Here is a 23,234-nt window from a genome sequence, read left to right on the forward strand (position 1 = left end):
GTGATGAATGATTTGAGTCTTGATTTGACCGCACCACAGACCCTGGCCCTGAGCCCCGAGCAGCGTGCCTGCCTGCTCGGCCATGATCCGGCCCGGGCTGACGCCGGCAGCCATCGACTGCGCCTGGCGCTGACTGCGGCACAGGTGCCGGCGGACATCCAGGCGGCCCTGCAAGGCTATTCGGCGAGCCAGCCGATTCTCGCCGCCTGCTGGCTGCAAGTACCGGGGTTGCGTGGTTGGCGTCAGGCCTTGCCCAATCAGGGTGGGGCAATACGCTGGGTCGGGCTGGACACCCAGGCAGCGGCCTTGAACCTGGCCCCGGACGAGGTGCTGGCGGTCAGCCAGCGTACCCTGGCCAACGGCGGGGTCGAGCTGGAATTCGTTGCCGCTGCCCTGGCCCTGGACCCACCGAGCCTGGAGCAACTGGTGGCTGAGGTATTGGCGCTGGCCAATGGTGAGGCGCCGACCTTCAACGAAGTGGGCTACGAACACTATGTGCAATGGCGCCAGGACATGGCCGCCGATGCAGACGCTGCCCAGGGCCGTGCCTATTGGCAACACGCCGGGGTTGATCCGGCCCGGGGTGACGCCCTGCATCTGGGCCTGCGCGGCAACCCGCAGCCCTCAGGGGCGCTGCGTCAGACCCTGCAGCTGGAAGTGCCGCTGTCGGATCTGGGTGGCGCCCTGGCCCTGGCCGACTTCCTCGGCCAGCCTCTGGACTTGGTGCTGCAAGGCTTGTGGTGGGTGCTGCTGGGGCGCCTGAGCGGTCAGCGCGGTTTTGTCGCTGGCTGGTTGCATGATTGCCGCAGCGACTACGACCACTTCGAGAACACCCTGGGGGTGTTCGAAAAAATCCTGCCGTTGCGGGTCGAGCTGGACCCGGCGCGCCATCTCGGCGAATGGTTGCAACAGGCCGAAGAACGCCTGGGGGATCATCTGGGCTGGCAGGAGTACTGCCCGATCGAGGCGCCCACCAGCGCCGCGCCGCTGCTGGCGGGGTTTGTCTTTGAACAGGCGCACATCGATCCACGCCAGGTGCTTGCCTATCCGCACCGGGGGGCCTTCGAATTGTTGTTGAGTGCCCGGGTCCGGGGCCAGACCCTGTTCCTGAATATCCAGGCCAATGGCGCGGCCTACAGCGCCGCCAGTATCGAGGTGCTGCTGGAACAGTACCGCACCCTGCTGCAACAGCTGCCGGGTGATGGCGCCGTGACCCTCGACGACCTGGAGCCGGTGGGCGCCCGGGAGCGCCAGCGGCTGTCGGGCCTGGCCCCGCAGCAGCCGGTGCAGAGCAATGAGGGGCTGGCGCAGTGTCTGGCCCGGCATGCCCGGCAAACCCCGCAGGCCATGGCCCTCAGCGATGGCCGGCAGCAGCTGGATTATGCCGGCTTGCAGCAGACCGTCACACGCATGGCCGGCTGGTTGCAAGGGCAGGGTGTCGGCGTGGGGCAATGCGTGGCCATCGAGACCGAGCGCTCGTTGCAAGGGGTGCTGCATATCCTTGCGGTGCTGGTGGCCGGGGCTTACTACTTGCCGCTGGAACCGGCCTGGCCGGCGGAGCGCCGTCACGATCTGTTGACCCGCGCCGAACCGGCACTGGTGCTGTGCGATCCGGCGTCCAGCAGTGCTCGCGGCCCCTGGCCGAGCGCCAGTCTGGAGCAGGCGGGCAGGGATGCCGAATTGCCGTTCCAGGCACCGCAACTGACTGACCGGCACCTGGCGTACCTGCTATTTACGTCCGGCTCGACCGGGGCACCCAAGGGCGTGCTTGTGGAGCACGGCGCGCTGGGCAACTACGCCCGCTCGGCCAGCGCAGCCCTCGGTCTGCAAGCCGGCATGCGCCTGGCACTCACCAGTCCGCTAAGCGTCGACCTGGGCCACACCTTGCTGTTCGGCGCCTGGCAGGTCGGCGCCGGGCTGGTCATCGCCGCCGCGGAGGATCTTGTGGATGGCGCGGCATTCAGCCGCTTTTTGCTTCGGGAACGACCGGACGTGGCGAAATTCGTGCCTTCGCACCTGGCGGCCTTGCTCGAAGGACATACCCCGCCGTTGCCCGAAACCCTGATCCTGGGGGGCGAAGCCACGCCGCAACGTCTGGTGGAGCAACTGTTCAAGCGGGCGCCGGGCTTGCGCCTGTTCAACCACTACGGCCCCACCGAAACCACGGTCGGGGTGATGTTTCACCCCCTGCGGGCCGACGCCCCGGACCGCGATGAGCGGGTGCCCCTGAGCCGTATCCTTGACGGCAATCGCGTGTACCTGCTGGACCAGCGCCTGCGACTGGTACCCACCGGTGCCCTGGGTGAGCTGTACATCGGCGGAGCCCAGCTATGCCGTGGCTACCTGGGGCAAGCCAGTGCCGAGTGCTTTATCGAGGATCCGTTCCTGGCGGGGCAGCGTCTGTATCGCTCCGGCGACCTGGGCCGTTATCGGGCCGAAGGCGGCCTGCAACTGGTTGGCCGTCAGGACCAGCAGGTCAAGTTGCGCGGCCAGCGCATCGAGCTGGGTGAAATCGAGGCGGCGCTGCTGGCCTTGCCCGGGGTCGAACAGGCTGTGGCCCGGCTGTGGTCGCCCGGCGATGGCGCGGCCAGCCTGATCGCCTATGTGGTGCTCAACGAGGATGCCGCTGAGGGTGCCCTGGAACAGTTGCCCCGGGCCCTGGCCGCGCGCCTGCCTGAAGCCCTGTGCCCGGCGCGCTTGCTGGCCATGCCGAGCCTGCCCCGTCTGGCCAACGGCAAGGTCGATCGCTCTGCCTTGCCCGATCCGGGCCAGCAGGTACCCCGGCAACCGGTACGGGCCCCCACCAGCGAACTGCAAGCCTGCCTGCGCGATGCCATGGCCGAATTGCTGGAGTGCCCGCCGGACACTTTGGGGGTGGACCACGACTTCTTTGAGGCCGGTGGCCACTCACTGCTGGTGATCAAGCTGGTGGCACGCCTGCGAACGATGTTCAAGCTCGAAGTCGCCCCCGGGCTGGTGTTCGATCATCCCAGTGCCGCCGGTCTGGCCGAGGCCCTCGGTGAACTTGCAGAGCCCCTGCGCCTGGAAAAGATCGCTCGCCTGCGGCGCGAGCTCGACAGTCTCAGCGATCAACAACGCGCCGAGCTACTGGCCCAGGCCCGCGCCGCCCGGGGCCTGACGACCCACTGAAAACAGGCCGGCTGAGGCCGGCTTTTTTTATTCCGCACTGGATTGACCATGACCGATATCGACCGCGACCTATTGCTTGCCCTGTTACTTGATGATGACGCGCCAGCCGCACCCGTCGGGCCGGGCCGGCGCACCGAGCCGGGGCCGGCGCCGCTGTCATTCGCCCAGCGCCGCTTGTGGTTTCTCCAGCAGTACGAAGTACAGAGCCCGGCCTATAACTCGGCCCGGGCGCTGCGGATTCAGGGCCGGCCGGATGTCGGGGCCCTGGAGGCCGCCTTGCGCCGCCTGATCGAGCGCCATGCCAGCCTGCGCACCCGCTTCGTGCTGGTGGATGAGCAGCCGCTGCAGGTCATCGAACCCGCTTTGGATTTTCATCTTGAATGCGTGACCCTGGCGGCCGGCGCCGACCTGCAAGCCGAACTGCGCCAGCGGGTTGCCGTGCCGTTTGACCTCGGTTGCGCACCGTTGCTGCGGGCCAGCCTGTTGTGCGACGGCGAGGGGGCGGTGTTGCTGTTGTGCCTGCACCACATCGTTGCCGATGCCTGGTCCAACCCGTTGCTGATCGCCGACCTGGGCCGGGCCTATGCCGCGGCTCTGGACGGCAATGACCGGCCGTTGCCGGGTTTGTCCCTGGAGTACGCCGACTACGCGACCTGGCAGCGCCAGCACTTTGCTGGCCAGGGCGCTGCTGCAGGCCAGGGCTACTGGCGCCAGTACCTGGGCCAGGAGGTGCCGGTGCTGGAATTGCCCAGCGACCGCCCGCGCAGCGCAGCGCCACGGTTGCAGGCTGCGCGCCATGATCTCCGGCTGCCGGACGCTGTGGCCCGGGCGCTGCGTGAATGGTGCCGGGCGCAACATTGCTCGCCCTTCGTGCTACTGCTGGGGGCCTGGCAAGTACTGCTGGCGCGCTACAGCGGCCAGCGCGATTTCGCGGTCGGTGTGCCCAACGCCGCACGCAGCCATGCCCAGGTCCAGGAGATTGTCGGGTTCTTCGTCAACACCCAGGTCTATCGCGCCCGGCTCGATCCGCAACTGACCACCCGCGAGCTGTGCAGCCGCCTGCGGGATGAAAGCCGGATTGCCCTGGAACACTCGGACTTTCCCTTCGAGTGCGTGCTGGACGGTCTCAACCTGACCCGCGACCTGCGCCACACGGCGCTGTTCCAGGTGCTGTTCAACTTCCGCCACTCACGGGACGCCCAGCCCTTGCAGTTGCCGGGGCTGGAGGTGGAGGTGCTGGATGTCGAGCTGGAAAGCGCGCGTTTCGACCTGACCCTGGATGTTATCGCCGGCCCAGACGCCATCGATTGTCGTCTGGAGTATGTGACTGAGCTCTACGACGCCCCGACCATTGAGCGCCTCGGCCAGCACCTGTGCCAGCTGCTGCAGGGCATGCTCGCAGCGCCCGACCGTCCGGTGTTCAGCCTGCCGTTGCTGGACGCTGGCGAGCAGGCGCAGCTCGCTACATGGAACGCGACAGCGAGCCGCTACCCCGAGTACCCGAACCTTCCTGCCCTGATTGCGCAACAGGTGCGTGCCACCCCCGATGCCCTGGCACTGGTGTATGGCCACACGCAACTGAGCTATGGCGAGCTGGATGCCCGGGCCAATCAGCTGGCCCACTGGCTGCAAGGCCAGGGCATTGCTCCGGACGTGCCGGTGGCGGTGTGCGCCGAGCGCTCGGTGGAATTGGTGGTGGCGCTGTTGGGGGTGATCAAGGCCGGTGGCGCGTACCTGCCCCTGGACCCGGATCTGCCCCTTGAGCGTCTGCAAGGGATGCTGGCCGACAGTGGCAGCCCGTTGTTGCTGACCCAGAAATACTTACTGGAGAAGTGGTCCGGCGCTACCGATGTACCGGTACATGCACTGGGAAACCTGGCGCTGGCGACCCAGCCGCAGACCGCGCCCCGGGTCGATATCGCCCCGGAAAACCTGGTGTACTGCCTGTATACCTCGGGTTCCACCGGCAAGCCCAAGGCCGTCGGTAATCGCCATGCCGGGTTGCTCAATCGCCTGCAATGGATGCAGGACGAATACGGATTAAATGCCAGCGACCGGGTGCTGCAAAAAACCCCCTATAGCTTCGATGTCTCGGTCTGGGAGTTCTTCTGGCCGCTGCTCAGCGGCGCGGCACTGGTGATGGCGCCGCCGGGTGCCCACCGTGATCCACAGGCCTTGCGTGAACTGATCGTCGCGCACGGCATCACCACGCTGCACTTCGTGCCGTCGATGTTGCAGGCCTTTGTGTCTGCCGGCGAACTGCCCCTTTGCACCTCACTGAAGCGGATCATTTGCAGCGGTGAAGCCTTGCCGGCCGAGTTGCAGCGTCAGGTGCTGGGACAAACCGCCAGCCAGTTGCATAACCTCTACGGCCCGACCGAAGCGGCCATCGACGTCACTTTCTGGGCCTGCCGCCAAGACGGCAACAGCGTGCCCATTGGCCGCCCGATCGCCAATACGCAAATCCATATTCTCGATGCCGAGCTCAATCCTGTGCCGGTGGGAGTGGCAGGTGAGCTGTACATCGCCGGAGTCAATCTGGCCCGGGGTTATCTGGGTCGTCCCGGGTTGACCGCCGAGCGCTTTGTCGCCAATCCCTACGGCGCTCCCGGGGAGCGCATGTACCGCAGTGGCGACCTGGCACGCTGGCGCGCCGACGGTGCCATCGATTACCTGGGCCGTCTCGATCATCAGGTCAAATTGCGCGGCCTGCGTATCGAACTGGGGGAGATTGAAGCGCTGTTGCTGAGCCATGCCAATGTTCAGGAAAGCGTGGTCATAGCCCGGGACGACAAGCTGATCGGCTACTGGGTGGGCGCTGCCATCGAGGAGGATGCCCTCAAGGCCCATCTGGCCCGCCACCTTCCTGAATACATGGTGCCGTGGCGTTTGCTGCAGTTGGAGGCGATGCCGCTGTCGGCCAACGGCAAGCTGGATCGCAAGCAGTTGCCGCAACCCCAGGGGCAGGTGACCGAAGACTATGTGGCACCCGCCAGCGAAATCCAGCAGACCCTGGCGACCATCTGGGGCGAGGTGCTGGGTCAGGAACAGGTCGGGATCAGCGACAATTTCTTCGAGCTGGGGGGCGATTCCATTCTGTCCCTGCAAGTGATCAGCCGGATGCGCCGCGCCGGTTGGCAGCTCAATCCGCGGGACCTGTTCGAGCATCAAACCATCGCTGCCCTGGCCCGTGTCGCTGTGCCTCTGGAGCAGGCCAGCGCTGACAGCGGTCCGGTTCAGGGCGCGGCCCCGGTCACCCCGATTCAGGCGCATTTTTTCGCCCAGGCGGTGCCGGTTGCGGGCCACTGGAACCAGGCATTATTGCTGCGCCCGCTGCACAGCCTGGAGCCTGCTGCTCTGGATGAGGCACTGACCGCGCTGTTCGCCCACCACGATGCTTTGCGCCTGCAGTTCCGGCAGCTGGACGGGCAGTGGAGCGCCAGTCATGGCACCGACGCCCCCGGGTTGCTGGAGTGCTTGACCCTGAGCCGGCCTGAGGCGATCAGCGCCGTATGCGAAGCGGCCCAGCGCGGTTTTCAATTGGGTCAGGGGCCTTTGTTCAAGGCAGTGCTGATGCAACTGGGCGATGGCCAGCAACGGCTGTTGCTGGTGGCCCATCACCTGGTGGTGGATGGCGTGTCCTGGCGCATCCTGCTCGAAGATCTGGCACAGCTTTATACCCAGGCGCTGGCCGGTTCAGCGCTGCATCTGGCTGCGCGTACCAGCAGCTTCAAGGCCTGGGGCGAGCACCTGGCAAGCTGGCAGCGCCAAGGGCTGGGCGACAGCGAGCTGGCCTACTGGCAAGCGTATGCCGAGACCACGGCAACCCCGTTGCGGGTGCCGCGCCCCCAAGGCAGCCGTGCCCTCGGCGCGACGGCCCGGGTGCAGGTGCAGCTCGACCCGGCGCGGACCCGCGCCTTGCTGGGGACGGCCCACGCGGCCTATCGCACGCGGATCGACGAACTGCTGCTGGCCGCGCTGGCCCGTACCCTGTGCCAATGGAGTGGTCAGCCGGCACTGGACATCCTCCTGGAAAGTCACGGCCGCACACCGGGGCCCGATGCCCCGACCCAACTGGACCTGAGCCGCAGCGTCGGCTGGTTCACCGCCCTGTACCCGTTGCGCCTGGCCCCCGGCAGCCGCGCACCCGGTGAAGCGATCAAGGCGATCAAGGAACAAGTGCGCCAGGTGCCCGGCCAGGGCCTGGGCTACGGCGTGTTGCGCTATCTGGGCGAGGACGATCTGGCCCGCCGGCTGGCGTGCCGCACGGCGCCGCAAATCACCTTCAACTATCTGGGGCAGTTCGACCCGGGCCGCCTGGCCGACGGCCTGTTCGACCTGGCCGGAGAACACCTCGGTGCGTCCCTGGACCCGAGTGCCGATGCCGACAGCGAATGGGTGATCACCGGTCAAGTGCGCGACGGCTGCCTGCAACTGAGCTGGCGCTATGGCTGCGAGCGTTTCGACAGCGAGCTGGTGCAAGGTCTGGCCGAGGACTACCTGGCGAGCCTGGGCACGCTGATCGACCATTGCCTGAGCCCCGGCGCTGCCGGGGTCACACCCTCGGACTTCCCGCTGGCGAGCATCAGTCAGGCGCAACTGGACGCACTGCCGGTGGCCGCCGCCGACCTCGAAGACCTTTACCCCTTGTCACCGCTGCAACAGGGCATGCTGTTTCATGCCCTGCAAGGCGCCGCGGGCAGTGCCTATGTCAATCAGGTCTGCGTGCCGCTGAGCGATGTCGATGGCCTGCGCTTCGCCGCAGCCTGGGAGCGGGTCAGCCATGAGCACGGGATCCTGCGGGCCGGTTTCGCCTGGGAAGGCGACTTGCCCCAGCCCCTGCAATGGATCCACCGCCAGTTACCTTCGCCGGTGCGCCATCTTGACTGGCGCGAACGCGGCGCCGAACAGGCGCGCCTGGAACTGGCCGAACTGGCCGATGCCGAGCGCGATCAGGGCTTCGACCTGCGCCGGCCACCGCTGCAACGGGTGTTGCTGGTGCGTCTGGGCGAAAGCGCCTACCAATTGATCTGGACCCGCCATCACATCCTGCTCGATGGCTGGGCCACGGCGCGCCTGATCGAAGAAGTGCTGTTGCATTACCGCGGTCAGACGCCCGCGGCGGGGGCCAGCCGCTACCGCGATTACCTGGCCTGGCTGGGCCGTCAGGATGGCGCGTCGAGCCAGCAATTCTGGAGCCAGCAACTGTGCGAGCTGGAGCAACCGACCCTGCTGGCCGATGCCTTGCCGGCGGTACCGGCCCGCAGCGGGCATGGTGACCTGCGCCTGCAACTGGCCCCGGACGTGACCTCGGCGCTGGGGGTGTTTGCCCGACGCGAGCGGGTGACCCTCAACACCTTGCTGCAAGGTGCCTGGAGCCTGTTGTTGCAGCGCTACAGCGGGCAGCGCAGCGTGGCTTTCGGCGCCACTGTGGCCGGTCGCCCGACCGCCCTGGCCGATGCCGAGCGCGTGCTGGGGCTGTTTATCAATACCTTGCCGATCATTCAGGCGCCCGGGCCGCAGCGCTTGCTGGGGGACTGGCTGCGGGATTTGCAATCGCTGAACCTGGCGGTACGTGAGCATGAACATACGCCGCTGTTCGATATCCAGCGTTGGGCCGGGCAGGGTGGCCGGGCGCTGTTCGACACTGTGCTGGTGTTCGAGAACTACCCGGTGGACAGCGCCCTGCGCAGCGGCAGCGGCGTGCAATTCGGCCAGGTGATTTCGCGGGAAACCACCCATTACCCCTTGACTGTGGTGATCCACGCGGGTGACACCCTGGACCTGCAATTGAGTTACCTGTTGAGTGCCTTCGACCCTGCCAGCGTGGCGCGCCTCGGTGAGCATTTGCAGAACCTGCTGCTGGCCATGGCGGCCGAGGCGCAGGGGCCGTCAAAGGTGCGCCTTGGCCAGTTGCAGATGCTCGATAACGCAGAACAGCAGCGGCTCTCGCAGTGGAACGCGACCCGGTTCAACTATGCGCAGTACCCGAGCCTGCCAGCCTTGATTGCCGAACAGGTGCGCGCCACCCCCGATGCCCTGGCGCTGGTGTATGGCGACACGCAACTGAGCTATGGCGAACTGGATGCCCGGGCCAATCAACTGGCCCACTGGCTGCAAACTCAGGGCGTAGGCCCGGATGTACCGGTGGCGGTGTGTGCCGAACGCTCCGTGGAGCTGGTGGTGGCACTGCTGGGGGTGATCAAGGCCGGTGGCGCGTACTTGCCGCTGGACCCTGATCACCCGCGGGAACGCCTGCAAAGCATGTTGACTGACAGTGGCAGCCCGTTGTTGCTGACCCAGGCACACCTGCTGGACAGCTGGTCCGGTGCTGCCGGTGTACCGGTGCATGCGCTGGAAAACCTGGCGCTGGCGACTCAGCCGCAGACTGCACCCAAGGTCGATATCAACCCGGAAAACCTAGTGTACTGCCTGTATACCTCGGGCTCCACCGGCAAGCCCAAGGCTGTCGGTAACCGCCACGCCGGGTTGCTCAATCGCCTGCAATGGATGCAGGACGAATACGGATTAAATGCCAGCGACCGGGTGCTGCAAAAAACCCCCTACAGCTTCGACGTCTCGGTCTGGGAGTTCTTCTGGCCGCTGCTCAGCGGCGCGGCACTGGTGATGGCACCGCCGGATGCCCACCGTGATCCACGGGCCTTGCGCGAACTGATCGTCGAGCACGGCATCACCACGCTGCACTTCGTGCCGTCGATGTTGCAGGCCTTTGTGTCTGCCGGCGAACTGCCCCTTTGTACTTCGCTGAAACGGATCATTTGCAGCGGCGAAGCCTTGCCGGCCGAGTTGCAGCGTCAGGTGTTGGGACAAACCGCCAGCCAGTTGCACAACCTTTACGGCCCGACCGAAGCGGCCATCGACGTCACCTCCTGGGCCTGTCGCGAAGACGGCAACAGCGTGCCGATCGGGCGTCCGATCGCCAACACGCAAATCCATATCCTCGATGCCGATCTCAATCCTGTGCCGGTGGGGGTGGCGGGCGAGCTGTACATCGCCGGGGTCAATCTGGCCCGGGGCTATCAGGGCCGTCCGGCACTGACTGCCGAACGCTTTGTCGCCAACCCCTACGGCGCTCCCGGCGAGCGCATGTACCGCAGTGGCGACCTGGCACGCTGGCGTGCCGACGGTGCCATCGACTACCTGGGTCGTCTCGATCATCAGGTCAAGTTGCGCGGCCAGCGAATCGAGCTGGGCGAAATCGAGGCAGTGTTGCTGGCCCATGCTGCGGTGCACGAATGCGTGGTGATAGCCCGGGACAATCAGCTGCTCGGCTACTGGGTCGGCACCGACGCCGACGAAGCCGCGCTTAAATTTCATCTGGGTCAGCACGTTCCTGAATACATGGTGCCGTGGCGACTGCTGCAATTGCCGGCGATGCCGCTCTCGGCCAACGGCAAGCTGGATCGCAAGCAGTTGCCGCAGGTCGAGGCGCAAGCCGCTGCCACTGGCTATGTCGAGCCCCGCAATGACGCCGAGCGCGCCCTGGCCAGAATCTGGTCCGAGGTGCTGGGTGTGGAGCGGGTCGGTGTGACGGATGACTTTTTCGAGCTGGGCGGGCACTCGCTGCTGGCGACCCGCCTGGCCTCGCAGATTCGCCACCAGTTAGGCGTACAGATTCACCTCGGCGCGGTGTTCGAAACACCGACGGTCGAGGCGCTTGCTCGGCACCTGGAGCACATTCCGGCGCACGCCCCCGAAGATGAGGTGGACGCCATGACCCAATTGCTGAATGAACTGGAGCGCATTGAATGAATGACCTGAGCCAAGCCCGAGGCCCCAGCCACCGTGACGATCCGTTGCGCCCGCTGGCCGAACGGCTCAATGCTCTTCCAGGGGAAAAGCAGCGGCTGTTCCTGCAACAGCTGCGGGAAAAAGGCATCGATGCCCGGCGTCTGCCAATAGTCCCGGCACCTGCCGGGGCTGCGGGTGCGCTGTCCTACAGCCAGCACCGGCTGTGGCTGCTGTGGCAACTGGAACCGACCTCAAGCGCTTATCACATTACCGGCGGGCTGCAACTCACCGGGGAACTCAACGAGGCGGCGCTGGACGCTGCCCTGGCCGATATCGTCGCCCGCCACGCAGTACTGCGCAGCGACTTTCCCGAAGAGGGCGGCGAGCCCCGGGTGCGGGTACATGACGCCGCTGAGTGCGGGCTGGTGTTCGCTCGCGAAGACCTCAGCGAATTGTCGCCCCGGGCCCGGGACGCAGCCTTGATGCGCCTGGCCCAGGATCAGGCGCGACAACCCTTCGACCTCACCCTGGGGCCTTTGCTGCGCCTGTGTCTGGTGCGTTGCGCCGAGCAGCGTCACGCCTTGCTGGTGACCCTGCATCACATCGTTGCCGACGGTGTGTCGATGGAGCTGTTTGTCCAGGAAATGGCCAGCGGTTATGCCCGTCACCTGGGGGGCGACGCCAGCCCTTTGCCCGACCTCGATGTGCAATACAGCGACTATGCGCGCTGGCAGCGGCTGTGGCTGGAGTCCGGCGAGAGCGAGCAGCAACTGGCCTATTGGCGCGAACGCCTGGGCAGTGAGGAACCGGTGCTGGAGTTGCCGGTGGACCACCTGCGTCCCGGCTTGCCCAGCTACCGCGGGGCGCGGGTCGGCAAGACCTTGCCCGATGCCACCAGCAGCCGCTTGCGCCAGTTCGCCCGGGAGCAACAGGCCACGCCGTTCATGGTTCTGCTGGCCGCCTACGGTGTGTGGCTCAGCCGTCTGTGCGGCCAGGGGCAATTGCGGGTCGGGATCCCGGTGGCCAATCGTCAGGCGCAAGCGACCCAGGGTTTGATCGGTTGCTTCGTCAACACTCAGGTCTGGCCGCTGCAGATCTCGCGCCGCCAATCCTTTATCGATCAGCTCAAGGCTGTGCGTGAGCAAGCGTTGCAGGCCCAGGCCCATCAGGACCTGCCTTTCGAACAATTGGTCGAAGCGCTGCAACCCCAGCGCAGCCTTGGCCGCAACCCGCTGTTCCAGGTGCTGTACAACCACTTGCAGCGCGGCGACAGCCAGTTGCAGGCGGGCGGGCTGGTGTTCGAGCGCCTGGAGCAGGCTGCCGAAACCGCTCAGCTGGACCTGGCCCTGACCACCGAGGAAAACCCTCAGGGTCAGATTACGGCCACCTTCAGTTACGCCACCGACCTGTTCGAAGCGTCCACCGTGCACGCCTGGCACACGCATTTTCTGTACCTGCTCGAGCAATTGCTGGAGCAGCCGCAACGCGCGCTGCATGAACTGCAGCCGCTGACAGCGGCGGAGCAACAGCAACTGACAGGCTGGAATGCCACCCGCGAAGACTATCCGCAGTACCCGAGCCTGCCAGCCCTGATCGCCGAACAGGTGCGTGCCACCCCCGATGCCCTGGCACTGGTGTATGGCGACACGCAACTGAGCTATGGCGAGCTGGATGCTCGGGCCAATCAACTGGCCCACTGGCTGCAAGGCCAGGGCATTGGTCCGGACGTACCGGTGGCGGTGTGCGCCGAGCGTTCCGTGGAACTGGTAGTCGCGTTATTGGGGGTGATCAAGGCCGGTGGCGCGTACCTGCCACTGGACCCGGATCTGCCCCTTGAGCGTCTGCAAGGGATGCTGGCCGACAGTGGCAGCCCGTTGTTGCTGACCCAGAATCACTTACTGGAGAAGTGGTCCGGCGCTGCCGATGTAGCGGTGCATGCACTGGAAAACCTGGCGCTGGCGACCCAGCCGCAGACTGCACCCAAGGTCGATATCAACCCGGAAAACCTGGTGTACTGCCTGTACACCTCGGGCTCCACCGGCAAGCCCAAGGCCGTCGGTAACCGCCACGTAGGGTTGCTCAACCGCCTGCAATGGATGCAGGCCGAATACGGATTAAATGCCAGCGACCGGGTGCTGCAAAAAACCCCCTACAGCTTCGACGTCTCGGTCTGGGAGTTCTTCTGGCCGCTGCTCAGCGGCGCGACACTGGTGATGGCGCCACCGGGTGCCCACCGTGATCCACAGGCCTTGCGTGAACTGATTGTCGCGCACGGCATCACCACGCTGCACTTCGTGCCGTCGATGTTGCAGGCCTTTGTGTCTGCCGGCGAACTGCCCCTTTGCACCTCACTGAAGCGGATCATTTGCAGCGGTGAAGCTTTGCCGGCCGAGTTGCAGCGTCAGGTGTTGGGGCAAACCGCCAGCGAGTTGCACAACCTCTACGGTCCGACCGAAGCGGCCATCGACGTCACCTCCTGGGCCTGTCGCGAAGACGGCAACAGCGTGCCCATTGGCCGCCCGATCGCCAATACGCAAATCCATATTCTTGATCCCGATCTCAATCCGCTGCCGGTGGGCGTGGCTGGCGAGCTGTACATCGCCGGGGTCAATCTGGCCCGGGGTTATCAGGGGCGTCCTGCGCTGACCGCCGAACGCTTTGTCGCCAATCCCTACGGCGCTCCCGGGGAGCGCATGTACCGCAGTGGCGATTTGGCGCGCTGGCGCGCCGATGGCGCCATCGATTACCTGGGCCGTCTCGATCATCAGGTCAAATTGCGTGGTCTGCGTATTGAACTGGGGGAGATTGAAGCGCTGTTGCTGAGCCACGCCAATGTTCAGGAAAGCGTGGTCATAGCCCGGGACGACAAGCTGATCGGCTACTGGGTGGGCGCTGCCATCGAGGAAGAAGCACTCAAGGCCCATCTGGCCCGCCACCTCCCGGAATACATGGTGCCGTGGCGTCTGCTGCAATTGCCGGCGATGCCGCTGTCGGCCAACGGCAAGCTGGATCGCAAGCAGTTGCCGCAACCCCAGGGGCAGGTGACCGAAGACTATGTGGCACCCGGCAGCGAAATCGAACAGACCCTGGCGACCATCTGGGCCGAGGTGCTGGGCCAGGATCAGGTAGGGCTTGGCGACAACTTCTTCGAACTGGGCGGCGACTCCATCCTGTCCCTGCAAGTGATCAGCCGGGTGCGTCAGGCCGGCTGGCAACTGAGCCCCCGGGACCTGTTCCTGCACCCGACACTGGCGGCCCTGGCCCGGGCGGCGCGCTGCGTGACCCAGGGTGGCGAGCTGCAGCAGGCGGTAACGGTCGGCCCGGCGCCACTGACACCGATCCAGCAGTATTTTTTCGGCCAGGATATCCCGCAGCGTCAGCACTGGAACCAGTCGGCGTTATTGCGTCCGTTGCAGGCGCTGCAGGTCGAACCCCTGCGCGCCAGCCTGGCGGCCTTGGCCCAACAGCATGCCAGCCTGCGCCTGCGCTACGAACAGGACGCCATGGGCGTCTGGCAACAAGGCTACAGCGAGCACTGCGCCGAGGACTGGCTGGTGGAAGTGGATGCCCCGGACGCCGAGGTGTTCCTGCGCGAGGCCGAGCGCTTGCAGACCAGCCTGGATCTGGGCCGCGGCCCTCTGCTGCGGGCCGCCTTGCTGACCCTGGGGGATGGCAGCCAGCGCCTGCTGATCGTGGTTCATCACCTGGTGGTGGACGGCGTGTCCTGGCGTGTCCTGGTGGAAGATTTGCAGCAGGCCTATCGCCAGCTGACGGCCGGCCAGAGCGTGACCCTGGCACCGGTGGGCGCCAGCTTCGCCCAGTGGGGCCAGCGTTTGCAGGCATTCGCCGCCAGCCCGGCGCTGCTCGATGAACTGCACTACTGGTGCGCGCAGACCGCAGGGCAGCCGCTAATGGCTTTGGGCTGTGAAGGCCAGGCCGTGGAGCGCCGCCTGCGCCTGCCGGCGGAACTGACCCGGCGTTTGCAAAAAGAGGCGCCGGCGGCCTATCGCACGCGTCTGGATGAATTGTTGCTGGTGGCCCTGGCCCGGGTCCTGTGCCGCCAGAGCGCACAGGACGGCCTGAGCGTCGAGCTCGAAGGCCATGGCCGCGATGCGTTGCCCGCACCTTTCGGCGAAGGCCTGGATATCGAGCGCAGCGTCGGCTGGTTCACCAGCCTGTACCCGGTGCGTCTGAGCCCGGGCCCGGGGGATCTGGGCTCGGCGATCAAGGCGATCAAGGAACAACTGCGTCAGGTGCCGAACAAGGGCATCGGCTACGGCGCGTTACGCTATCTCGGCCCGGCGTCTGCCCGGGCATTGCTTGAGGCACAGCCGCGGCCACAGGTGATGTTCAACTACCTGGGGCAGTACGACACCAGCCTCGATGGCCAGCGCCTGTTTGCCCTGGCCGGCGAACCCCAGGGCCGCCAGCGCGACGATGCTGCACCGCTGAGCCATGCCTTGACCCTCAACGCCCGCCTGGTGGAAGGCCAGTTGCAATTCGACGGCCGCGCCGATGCCCGGCACTACAGCGCTGCGCAGCTGGAAGCCCTGCTGGACGACCTGCGCGCCGAGCTGAGCTTGCTTGGCGCCTATTGTCTGATCCCGGAAAACGCCGCGCTGACCCCGGCCGATGTGCCGCTGGCGGGCTTGAGCCAGGCCCGGCTCGACGCTTTGCCCCTGGCGGCCCGCGATGTCGAGGACCTGTACCCGCTGTCGCCGCTGCAACAGGGGCTGCTGTTCCACAGCCTGCAAGGGGATGCCCGGTCGGCCTACGTCAACCAGATCGACGTGGTGCTCGAAGGCCTCGACCTGCAACGCTTCCTGCAGGCCTGGGAAACCACGGTTGAGCAACACGCGACCTTGCGCAGCCTGTTCCTCTGGGAAAGCGGGCTCGATACGCCGTTGCAAGCTGTATTGCGCCGTGGCCCGGCCGTAGCGCAATTGCACGACGCCCGCGGGCTCAGCCAGCAAGAGCTGGATGATTGGGCCCGCCGCGAACGCGCCGAAGGTTTCGTGCTGGACCGCTTGCCGCTGCAACGGGTGCAGTTGCTACGTCTGGACGCCACTCGCTGCCGGATGATCTGGACCTTCCACCACATCCTGCTGGACGGCTGGAGCAGCGCGCGACTGATCGGCGAAGTGCTGCAACATTACGCCGGTGAACGGCCGCGGGCACCCCGCAGCCAGTATCGCGACTACATCGCCTGGCTCGGCGCCCAGGATGAACAGGCGGCCGAGGCCTGGTGGCAAGGGCGTCTGGCAACCCTGGATGGCCCGACCTTGCTGGCCCAGAGCCTGCCGCCCCGGGACACCCGGGACCTTGCTCAGGCCCTCGGTCACGGGGTGATCCGTGGCGGTCTGTCGGCGCCAGACAGCCAGCGCCTGCGCCAGTTTGCCCGGCGCCAGCGGGTGACCCTCAATACCCTGGTGCAGGGCGCATGGATTCTGCTGCTGCAAACCTACACCGGCCAGTCCCGGGTGGTGTTCGGCACCACGGTCTCGGGCCGTCCTGCGGCCCTGGATGATGCCGAAGCGGTGGTGGGCCTGTTTATCAATACCGTGCCGGTGATCGCTGGCGGTGCTCCGGCACAGCCGGTGGGCGACTGGTTGCGCGAGCTGCAGGCCAGCAGTGCCGATGCCGGCGAGTTCGAGCACACTCCGCTGGCCGATATCCAACGTTGGGCGGGGCTCAGCGGCCAAAGCCTGTTCGACAGCCTGCTGGTGTTCGAGAACTACCCGGTCGATCACGCCATGCGCCAGCGCAGCGGCGTGCGTATCGAAGCCTCCAGCACCCTTGAAGCCACCCACTATCCGTTGTCCCTGGCGATCTTCGCCGGCGAGACCCTGGACATCACCTTTGGCTACCGCCGTGATGCGTTCGCCCCGGAGCGGGTCGAGGCCCTGGCCGGACACCTGCAGCAGCTGTTGCTTGGCCTGTGTGCCGATGCGCTGCAGCCGTTGGCCGCACTCAGCCCGCTGAGCGCGGGCGAACAGGCTCAACTCATGGCCTGGAGCCGCTCGGACTACGCGGCCCCGGCCTTCACCAGTGTCCAGCAGCGTATTGCTGCCCACGCTGCGGCCGATCCGCAACGCATTGCGCTGATTTGCGAGGGGCAGCAGTTGAGCCGTGGCGAACTGGAGGCACAGGCCAACCGCCTGGCCCATGCCTTGATCGCCCGTGGTATCGGACCCGAGGTTCGGGTCGGGGTCGCTTTGCAGCGTTCCAACCGCCTGCTGGTGGCGTTGCTGGCAGTGGCCAAGGCCGGTGCGGCTTTCGTCCCCCTGGCTCTGGATTACCCGCGCGAACGTCTGGGCTTCGTCCTGGCCGACAGCGGCATGAGCCTGTTGCTCACCGAGGGGATGGCCCTGGATCGCCTGCCGCAAACCCCGGGTCTGGCCATGCTCGACCTCGACCGACTGGATCTGGACAGCTACAGCGATCAGGCGCCCGGGGTTCAGGTGCATGCCCAGAATCTCGCGTACCTGATCTACACCTCCGGCTCCAGCGGCACGCCCAAAGGCGTGGCCGTGGCCCATGGCCCGTTGGCCATGCACTGTGATGCCACTGCGCCGCTGTACGACATGAGCGCCGAATCCCGGGAGTTCCACTTTATCTCCTTTGCTTTCGACGGTGCCCATGAGCGCTGGCTGACTGCACTGACCTGCGGTGCCAGCCTGGTGCTGCGCGACGAAGAACTGTGGTCTGCGGCGCGCACCCTGCAGACCCTGGAAGAGCAGCAGGTCACCAACGCCGGCTTCCCGCCGGTGTATCTGACCCAACTGGCCGCCGAAGCCCGGGCCCGGGGCCGTGCCCCGGCGCTGGATCTGTACTCCTTCGGCGGTGAAGCCATGCCCCAGGCCAATTTCGAGCTGATCCGCCAGACCCTGGCGCCGCGCACCCTGATCAATGGCTATGGCCCCACTGAAACCGTGGTCACCCCCCTGGTGTGGAAAGTGCCGGCCAGTCAGGCCTGCCTGTCGGCCTACGCACCCATCGGCCGTCCTGTCGGCGACCGGCGTGCCTACATTCTCGACGCGCGCCTGCAGCCGGTGCCGGCCGGGGTCAGTGGCGAGCTGTACCTGGGCGGCAGCGGTCTGGCCCGGGAATATCACCGCCACCCGGCCATGAGCGCCGAGCGCTTCATGCCTGACCCGTTCGGCGCACCGGGGGCGCGCATGTACCGCACCGGTGACCGGGTGTTGTGGGGCGTCGACGGGGTGATCGAATACGTCGGCCGCATCGATCAGCAAATCAAGATCCGTGGTTATCGCATCGAACCCGGGGAGGTCGAGGCGCATATCCAGCAACACCCGCAGGTGCAGACGTGCGTGGTGCTGGCCTTGCCTTCACCCACCGGCCCGCGACTGGTCGCCTATGGCGTGGCCAGCAGCCCGGCCGCCGAGCCGGGCCTGGAAGCGCGGGTCAAGCAGGCCCTGGCCGGGCATTTGCCGGACTACATGATTCCGGCCCGGCTGATCTGGCTGGAGCAGTTGCCGGTGACGCCGAACGGCAAGCTCGACCGGGCGGCCTTGCCGACCCCGGACTGGCAGGTGCAGGACGGCGAATTCGTCGCCCCCCTGGGCGAAGTGGAAACCGTGCTGGCCGGGATCTGGCAGCAGTTGCTGGGTACGGCGCGGGTCGGCGCCAGCGACAACTTTTTTGAATTGGGCGGCGACTCCATTGTTTCCCTGCAACTGGTGGGGCGTGCCCGTCAGGCCGGGGTGCTGTTGACCCCCAAGGATGTTTTCGAGCAACAGACCATTCGTGCTCTGGCCCAGGTGGCCAGGGTTGCGCCAAGTGTGGCCCGGGTCCAGGGCCCGGTGACCGGGCCGGCGGCCCTGACGCCGATCCAGGCCTGGTTCTTCGACAGCCCGATCACGGTTCGCCAGCACTGGAACCAGTCGGTATTGCTGCAACCGCGGGAAAACCTCGACCCGCTGCTGCTGGAGCGCGCCCTGCAAGCGCTGCTGGCCCAGCACGATGCCTTGCGCCTGCGCTTTACCCGGGACGCCCAGGGGGTGTGGCAGCAAAGTCACGCCGACACGGCGGCGGTACCCCTTGAACAGGTACGGGTCAGCGCCCCGGCGCAACTGGCCAGCGTTTGCAGCATTGTTCAGGCCGGCTTGAACCTGAGTGAAGGCCCGCTGTTGCGCGGTCTGTTACTGGACACCGGAGATGGCCAGCGGCTGTTGCTGGCCGCCCATCACCTGGTGGTGGACGGCGTGTCCTGGCGCATTCTGCTGGAAGACTTGCAGCGCGCTTATGGCCAGCTGCAGGCCGGCCAGACGCTGGATCTTGGCAACAAAAGCAGTGCTTTCCAGCGCTGGGGCGAAGTGCTGCAGGCCGAGGTACCAGCACGTCTGGCCGAGCTGGACTTCTGGCGCGCCACCCTGGCCCCGGGGGCGGTCAGTCTGCCCTTGCTGGACCCGGCGGGCAGTCGCCGCCGCGATCAGGTGCGCGAGTGCCAGGTGCGGCTTGACCAGTCGTTGACCCGGCAGTTGCTGACCCGCGCACCGCTGGCCTATCGCAGTCGCGTCGATGAACTGCTGCTCACCGCTCTGACCCGGGTGGTGCTGCGCGAAACCGGTGGCGAAAGCCTGCTGGTCGGCCTCGAGGGCCATGGCCGCGAAGTGCCGGCGGGCTGTAGCGATGTGGACCTGAGCCGCAGCGTGGGCTGGTTCACCAGCCTGTATCCGGTGCGCCTGCAAACCGACCCGGGCGTGGCTGCGGGGGTGGCGATTCGCGGGATCAAGGAACAACTGCGCCAGGTGCCCGACCAGGGCATGGGCTACGGCTTGCTGCGCTATCTCGGCGAGCCCGGGGTGCGCGCCGAGCTGGCTGATGCCGCGCAACCGTCGATCACCTTCAACTACCTGGGCCAGACCGATCGCGGCCTGGATCACCAGGCCTTGTTCAGCATCGCTGCCGAGCGCGGCGGTGACGATCAGGCGGCCGATGCACCGTTGGGCAACGAATTGATCATCAATGCCCAGGTGCGCCAGGGTGAATTGCAGATGAACTGGCAATACAGCGGCGCGCGGCTGTCCAGGGCCTGGGTCGAGGGTCTGGCCGCTGCTTGCCGGGATGAGTTGCAAGGCTTGATCGAACATTGCCTGAACCCCGACGCGCAACGCTTCACGCCGTCGGACTTCCCGCTGGCGGCGCTGGATCAGGAGGCCCTGGAGCGCCTGCAACTGCCCGCCGATACCGAGTTGCTCTATCCGCTGTCGCCCTTGCAGCAGGGCATGTTGTTCCATGCCTTGCAGGCCCCCGGCGAAAGTCATTATCTCAACCAGTTGAGCCTGGCCATCGACGGCCTCGACGCCACGCGCTTCGCCCAGGCCTGGGACAGCACCGTGGCCCGGCATGACGTATTGCGTACCGGGTTCCTCTGGGAAGGACTGGACCAGCCATTGCAGGCTGTGCGCCGCAGCGTGCCGTCGCCGGTGCGCCTGCTCGACTGGCGCGAGCGCAGCGACCGGGTCACGGCGGTGGAGGATCTGGCCCGGGAAGAGCGCGAGGACGGTTTCGACCTCGCCCGGGCGCCCTTGCTGCGGGTGTTGCTGGTGCGCCTGGAGGATGAGCGCTACCAATTGATCCTCAGCAGTCATCACCTGTTGCTCGATGGCTGGAGCTCGTCGCGGCTGATCGCCGAGGTCTTGCAGCACTACCGGGGCACACCGCCCGCCGAAGTGGCGGGGCGTTTCGTCGATTACCTGCAGTGGCTGCAACAGCGTCACCCGGCCCAGCGTCAGGCCTTCTGGCGTGAGCGTCTGGCCGGGCTGGACGCGCCGACCCTGCTGGCCAATAGCGTCGAGGGTGCAGCCGTGGGCAGTGGTCACCGCCAGCACCACTGGCAGTGCGATGCGCAGCAGACCGCGCGGCTGGTGGCCATCGCCCGTCGCGAGCGGGTGACCCTCAACACACTGGTGCAAGGTGCCTGGAGCCTGTTGCTGCAACGCTACAGCGGCCAGGCCACGGTGGCGTTTGGCGCCACGGTGGCCGGGCGACCGGCGCAACTGGTGGATGCCGAACGTACCCTGGGGCTGTTCATCAACACCTTGCCGGTGATCCAGACGCCGCCGGCGCAACAGCCCCTCGGGGATTGGCTGCGCCAGTTGCAGGCCTTCAACAGCGCGTTGCGCGAGCATGAACACACGCCCCTGTTCGAGATTCAGGGCTGGGCCGGGCAGGGCGGGCAGGCCCTGTTCGACACCTTGCTGGTGTTCGAAAACTATCCGGTGGAACAGGCCCTTGGCGAAGCCAGCGGTCTGGCCTTCTCGCCGCTGCAGCGCCACGAAACCACGCACTACCCGCTGACCCTGGTGATCCATGCCGGTGCGCAGTTGCAGATCGAATTCAGCTATCGCCGGGACGCCTTTGCCGAAGCCGACGTGGTGCGCTTCAGCGAGCACCTTGGCGGTTTGCTGCAACAGTTCGAAGACAGCGCCCGGCCCCTGGCCAGCCTGACATTGCTGAGCCCGGGCGAGACCCGCCAGATTCAGACGTGGAATGCCACCGCCAACCGCTACCCCGAGCATCCGCACCTGGCGGCGATGATTGGCGAACAGGTGCGCGCCACCCCCGATGCATTGGCACTGGTGTATGGAGACATGCAACTGAGCTATGGCGAACTGGATGCCCGGGCCAATCAACTGGCCCACTGGCTGCAAACTCAGGGCGTAGGCCCGGATGTACCGGTGGCGGTGTGTGCCGAACGCTCGGTGGAGCTGGTGGTGGCATTGCTGGGGGTGATCAAGGCCGGTGGCGCGTATCTGCCGCTGGACCCGGACCACCCGCGGGAGCGGTTGCAAGGGATGCTGGCCGACAGTGGCAGCCCGTTGTTGCTGACCCAGGCGCACCTGCTGGACAGTTGGTCCGGCGCTGCCGGGGTACCGATGCATGCACTGGAAAACCTGGCGCTGGCGACTCAGCCGCAGACTGCACTCAAGGTCGATATCGGCCCGGAAAACCTGGTGTACTGCCTGTATACCTCGGGTTCCACCGGCAAGCCCAAGGCCGTCGGCAATCGTCATGCCGGGCTGCTCAATCGTTTGCAATGGATGCAGGCCGAATACGGCCTGAACCCCGGCGACCGGGTGCTGCAAAAAACCCCTTACAGCTTCGACGTCTCGGTCTGGGAGTTCTTCTGGCCGCTGCTCAGCGGCGCGGCCCTGGTGATGGCACCACCCGGTGCCCACCGTGATCCGCAGATATTGCGCGAATTGATCATCGAGCACGGCATCACCACGCTGCACTTCGTGCCGTCGATGTTGCAGGCCTTTGTGTCTGCCGGAGAACTGCCCCTTTGCACCTCACTGAAGCGGATTATTTGCAGCGGTGAAGCCTTGCCGGCCGAGTTGCAGCGTCAGGTGCTGGGGCAAACTGCCAGCCAGTTGCACAACCTCTATGGCCCGACCGAAGCGGCCATCGACGTCACGTCATGGGCCTGCCGCGAGGACGGCAACAGCGTGCCGATCGGGCGCCCGATCGCCAATACGCAAATCCATATTCTCGATGCCGATTTGAATCCTGTGCCGGTGGGGGTGGCCGGCGAGTTGTACATCGCCGGGGTCAATCTGGCCCGGGGTTATCTGGGTCGTCCCGGGTTGACCGGGGAACGCTTTGTCGCCAATCCCTACGGTGCTCCCGGCGAGCGCATGTACCGCAGTGGCGACCTGGCGCGCTGGCGCGCCGATGGCGCCATCGACTATCTGGGCCGTCTGGATCATCAGGTCAAGTTGCGCGGCCAGCGAATCGAGCTGGGAGAGATCGAAGCAGTGTTGCTGGCCCATGCCGCGGTGCACGAATGCGTGGTGATAGCCCGGGACAATCAACTGCTCGGTTACTGGGTCGGCACTGAGATCGACGAAGCGGCACTTAAATTTCATCTGGGTCAGCACGTTCCTGAATACATGGTGCCGTGGCGCCTCCTGCAATTGCCGGCGATGCCGCTGTCGGCCAACGGCAAGCTGGATCGCAAGCAGTTGCCGCAACCCGAAGGGCAGGGCGCGAGCAGCGGCCATGTAGCGCCGGGCAGCGATGCCGAACGGGCGCTGGTGGCCATCTGGCTCGAAGTACTGGGGCTGGAGCAGATCGGCGTCACCGACAGTTTCTTCGAACTGGGCGGGCACTCCCTGAGCGTCATGCAAGTGCGTGCCCAACTGCAGCAGCGCCACGGTTGTCACCTGCCGATCAACGCCTTCTTCGATCACGTCACCGTGCAGAAGTTGGCCCTACAACTGCCGGGCGATTTGTTCGCTGCGGCGGTCGAGCATCGCGAGCGCCTGGATGACATGGCCCGCTGGCTGGATGAAATCGAGGTTTGA

3 protein-coding genes are annotated in these 23,234 nt (G+C 66.2%); all 3 read left to right on the forward strand.

Going from position 1 to position 23,234, the window contains the following annotated elements; translation table 11 throughout:
- Positions 1-3: 3 nt before the first annotated feature.
- From JQ845_RS03380 to JQ845_RS03390, 3 genes are read left to right on the forward strand one after another with little or no spacing between them, the layout of a single operon-like run.
- Complete coding sequence (locus JQ845_RS03380; RefSeq protein WP_203008297.1) at positions 4-3,150, forward strand: non-ribosomal peptide synthetase; 3,147 nt, start codon at positions 4-6, stop codon at positions 3,148-3,150.
- 48 nt (positions 3,151-3,198) lie between these two features.
- Entirely contained in the window at positions 3,199-10,923 is a 7,725-nt protein-coding gene (locus tag JQ845_RS03385; RefSeq protein WP_203008299.1) for a non-ribosomal peptide synthetase, read from the forward strand.
- Positions 10,920-23,234, forward strand: a complete 12,315-nt coding sequence (locus JQ845_RS03390; RefSeq protein ID WP_203008300.1) for a non-ribosomal peptide synthetase — start codon at positions 10,920-10,922, stop codon at positions 23,232-23,234. Before JQ845_RS03385 ends, JQ845_RS03390 begins: the two co-directional genes overlap by 4 nt.

The organism is Pseudomonas paraversuta (genome assembly GCF_904063065.1).
In the GTDB taxonomy this organism is placed as follows: domain Bacteria; phylum Pseudomonadota; class Gammaproteobacteria; order Pseudomonadales; family Pseudomonadaceae; genus Aquipseudomonas; species Aquipseudomonas paraversuta.

Coding starts and splice junctions, on each gene's coding strand:
- JQ845_RS03380 (WP_203008297.1), top strand. CDS start 4: ATGAATGATTTGAGTCTTGATTTGACCGCACCACAGACCCTGGCCCTG.
- JQ845_RS03385 (WP_203008299.1), top strand. CDS start 3,199: ATGACCGATATCGACCGCGACCTATTGCTTGCCCTGTTACTTGATGAT.
- JQ845_RS03390 (WP_203008300.1), top strand. CDS start 10,920: ATGAATGACCTGAGCCAAGCCCGAGGCCCCAGCCACCGTGACGATCCG.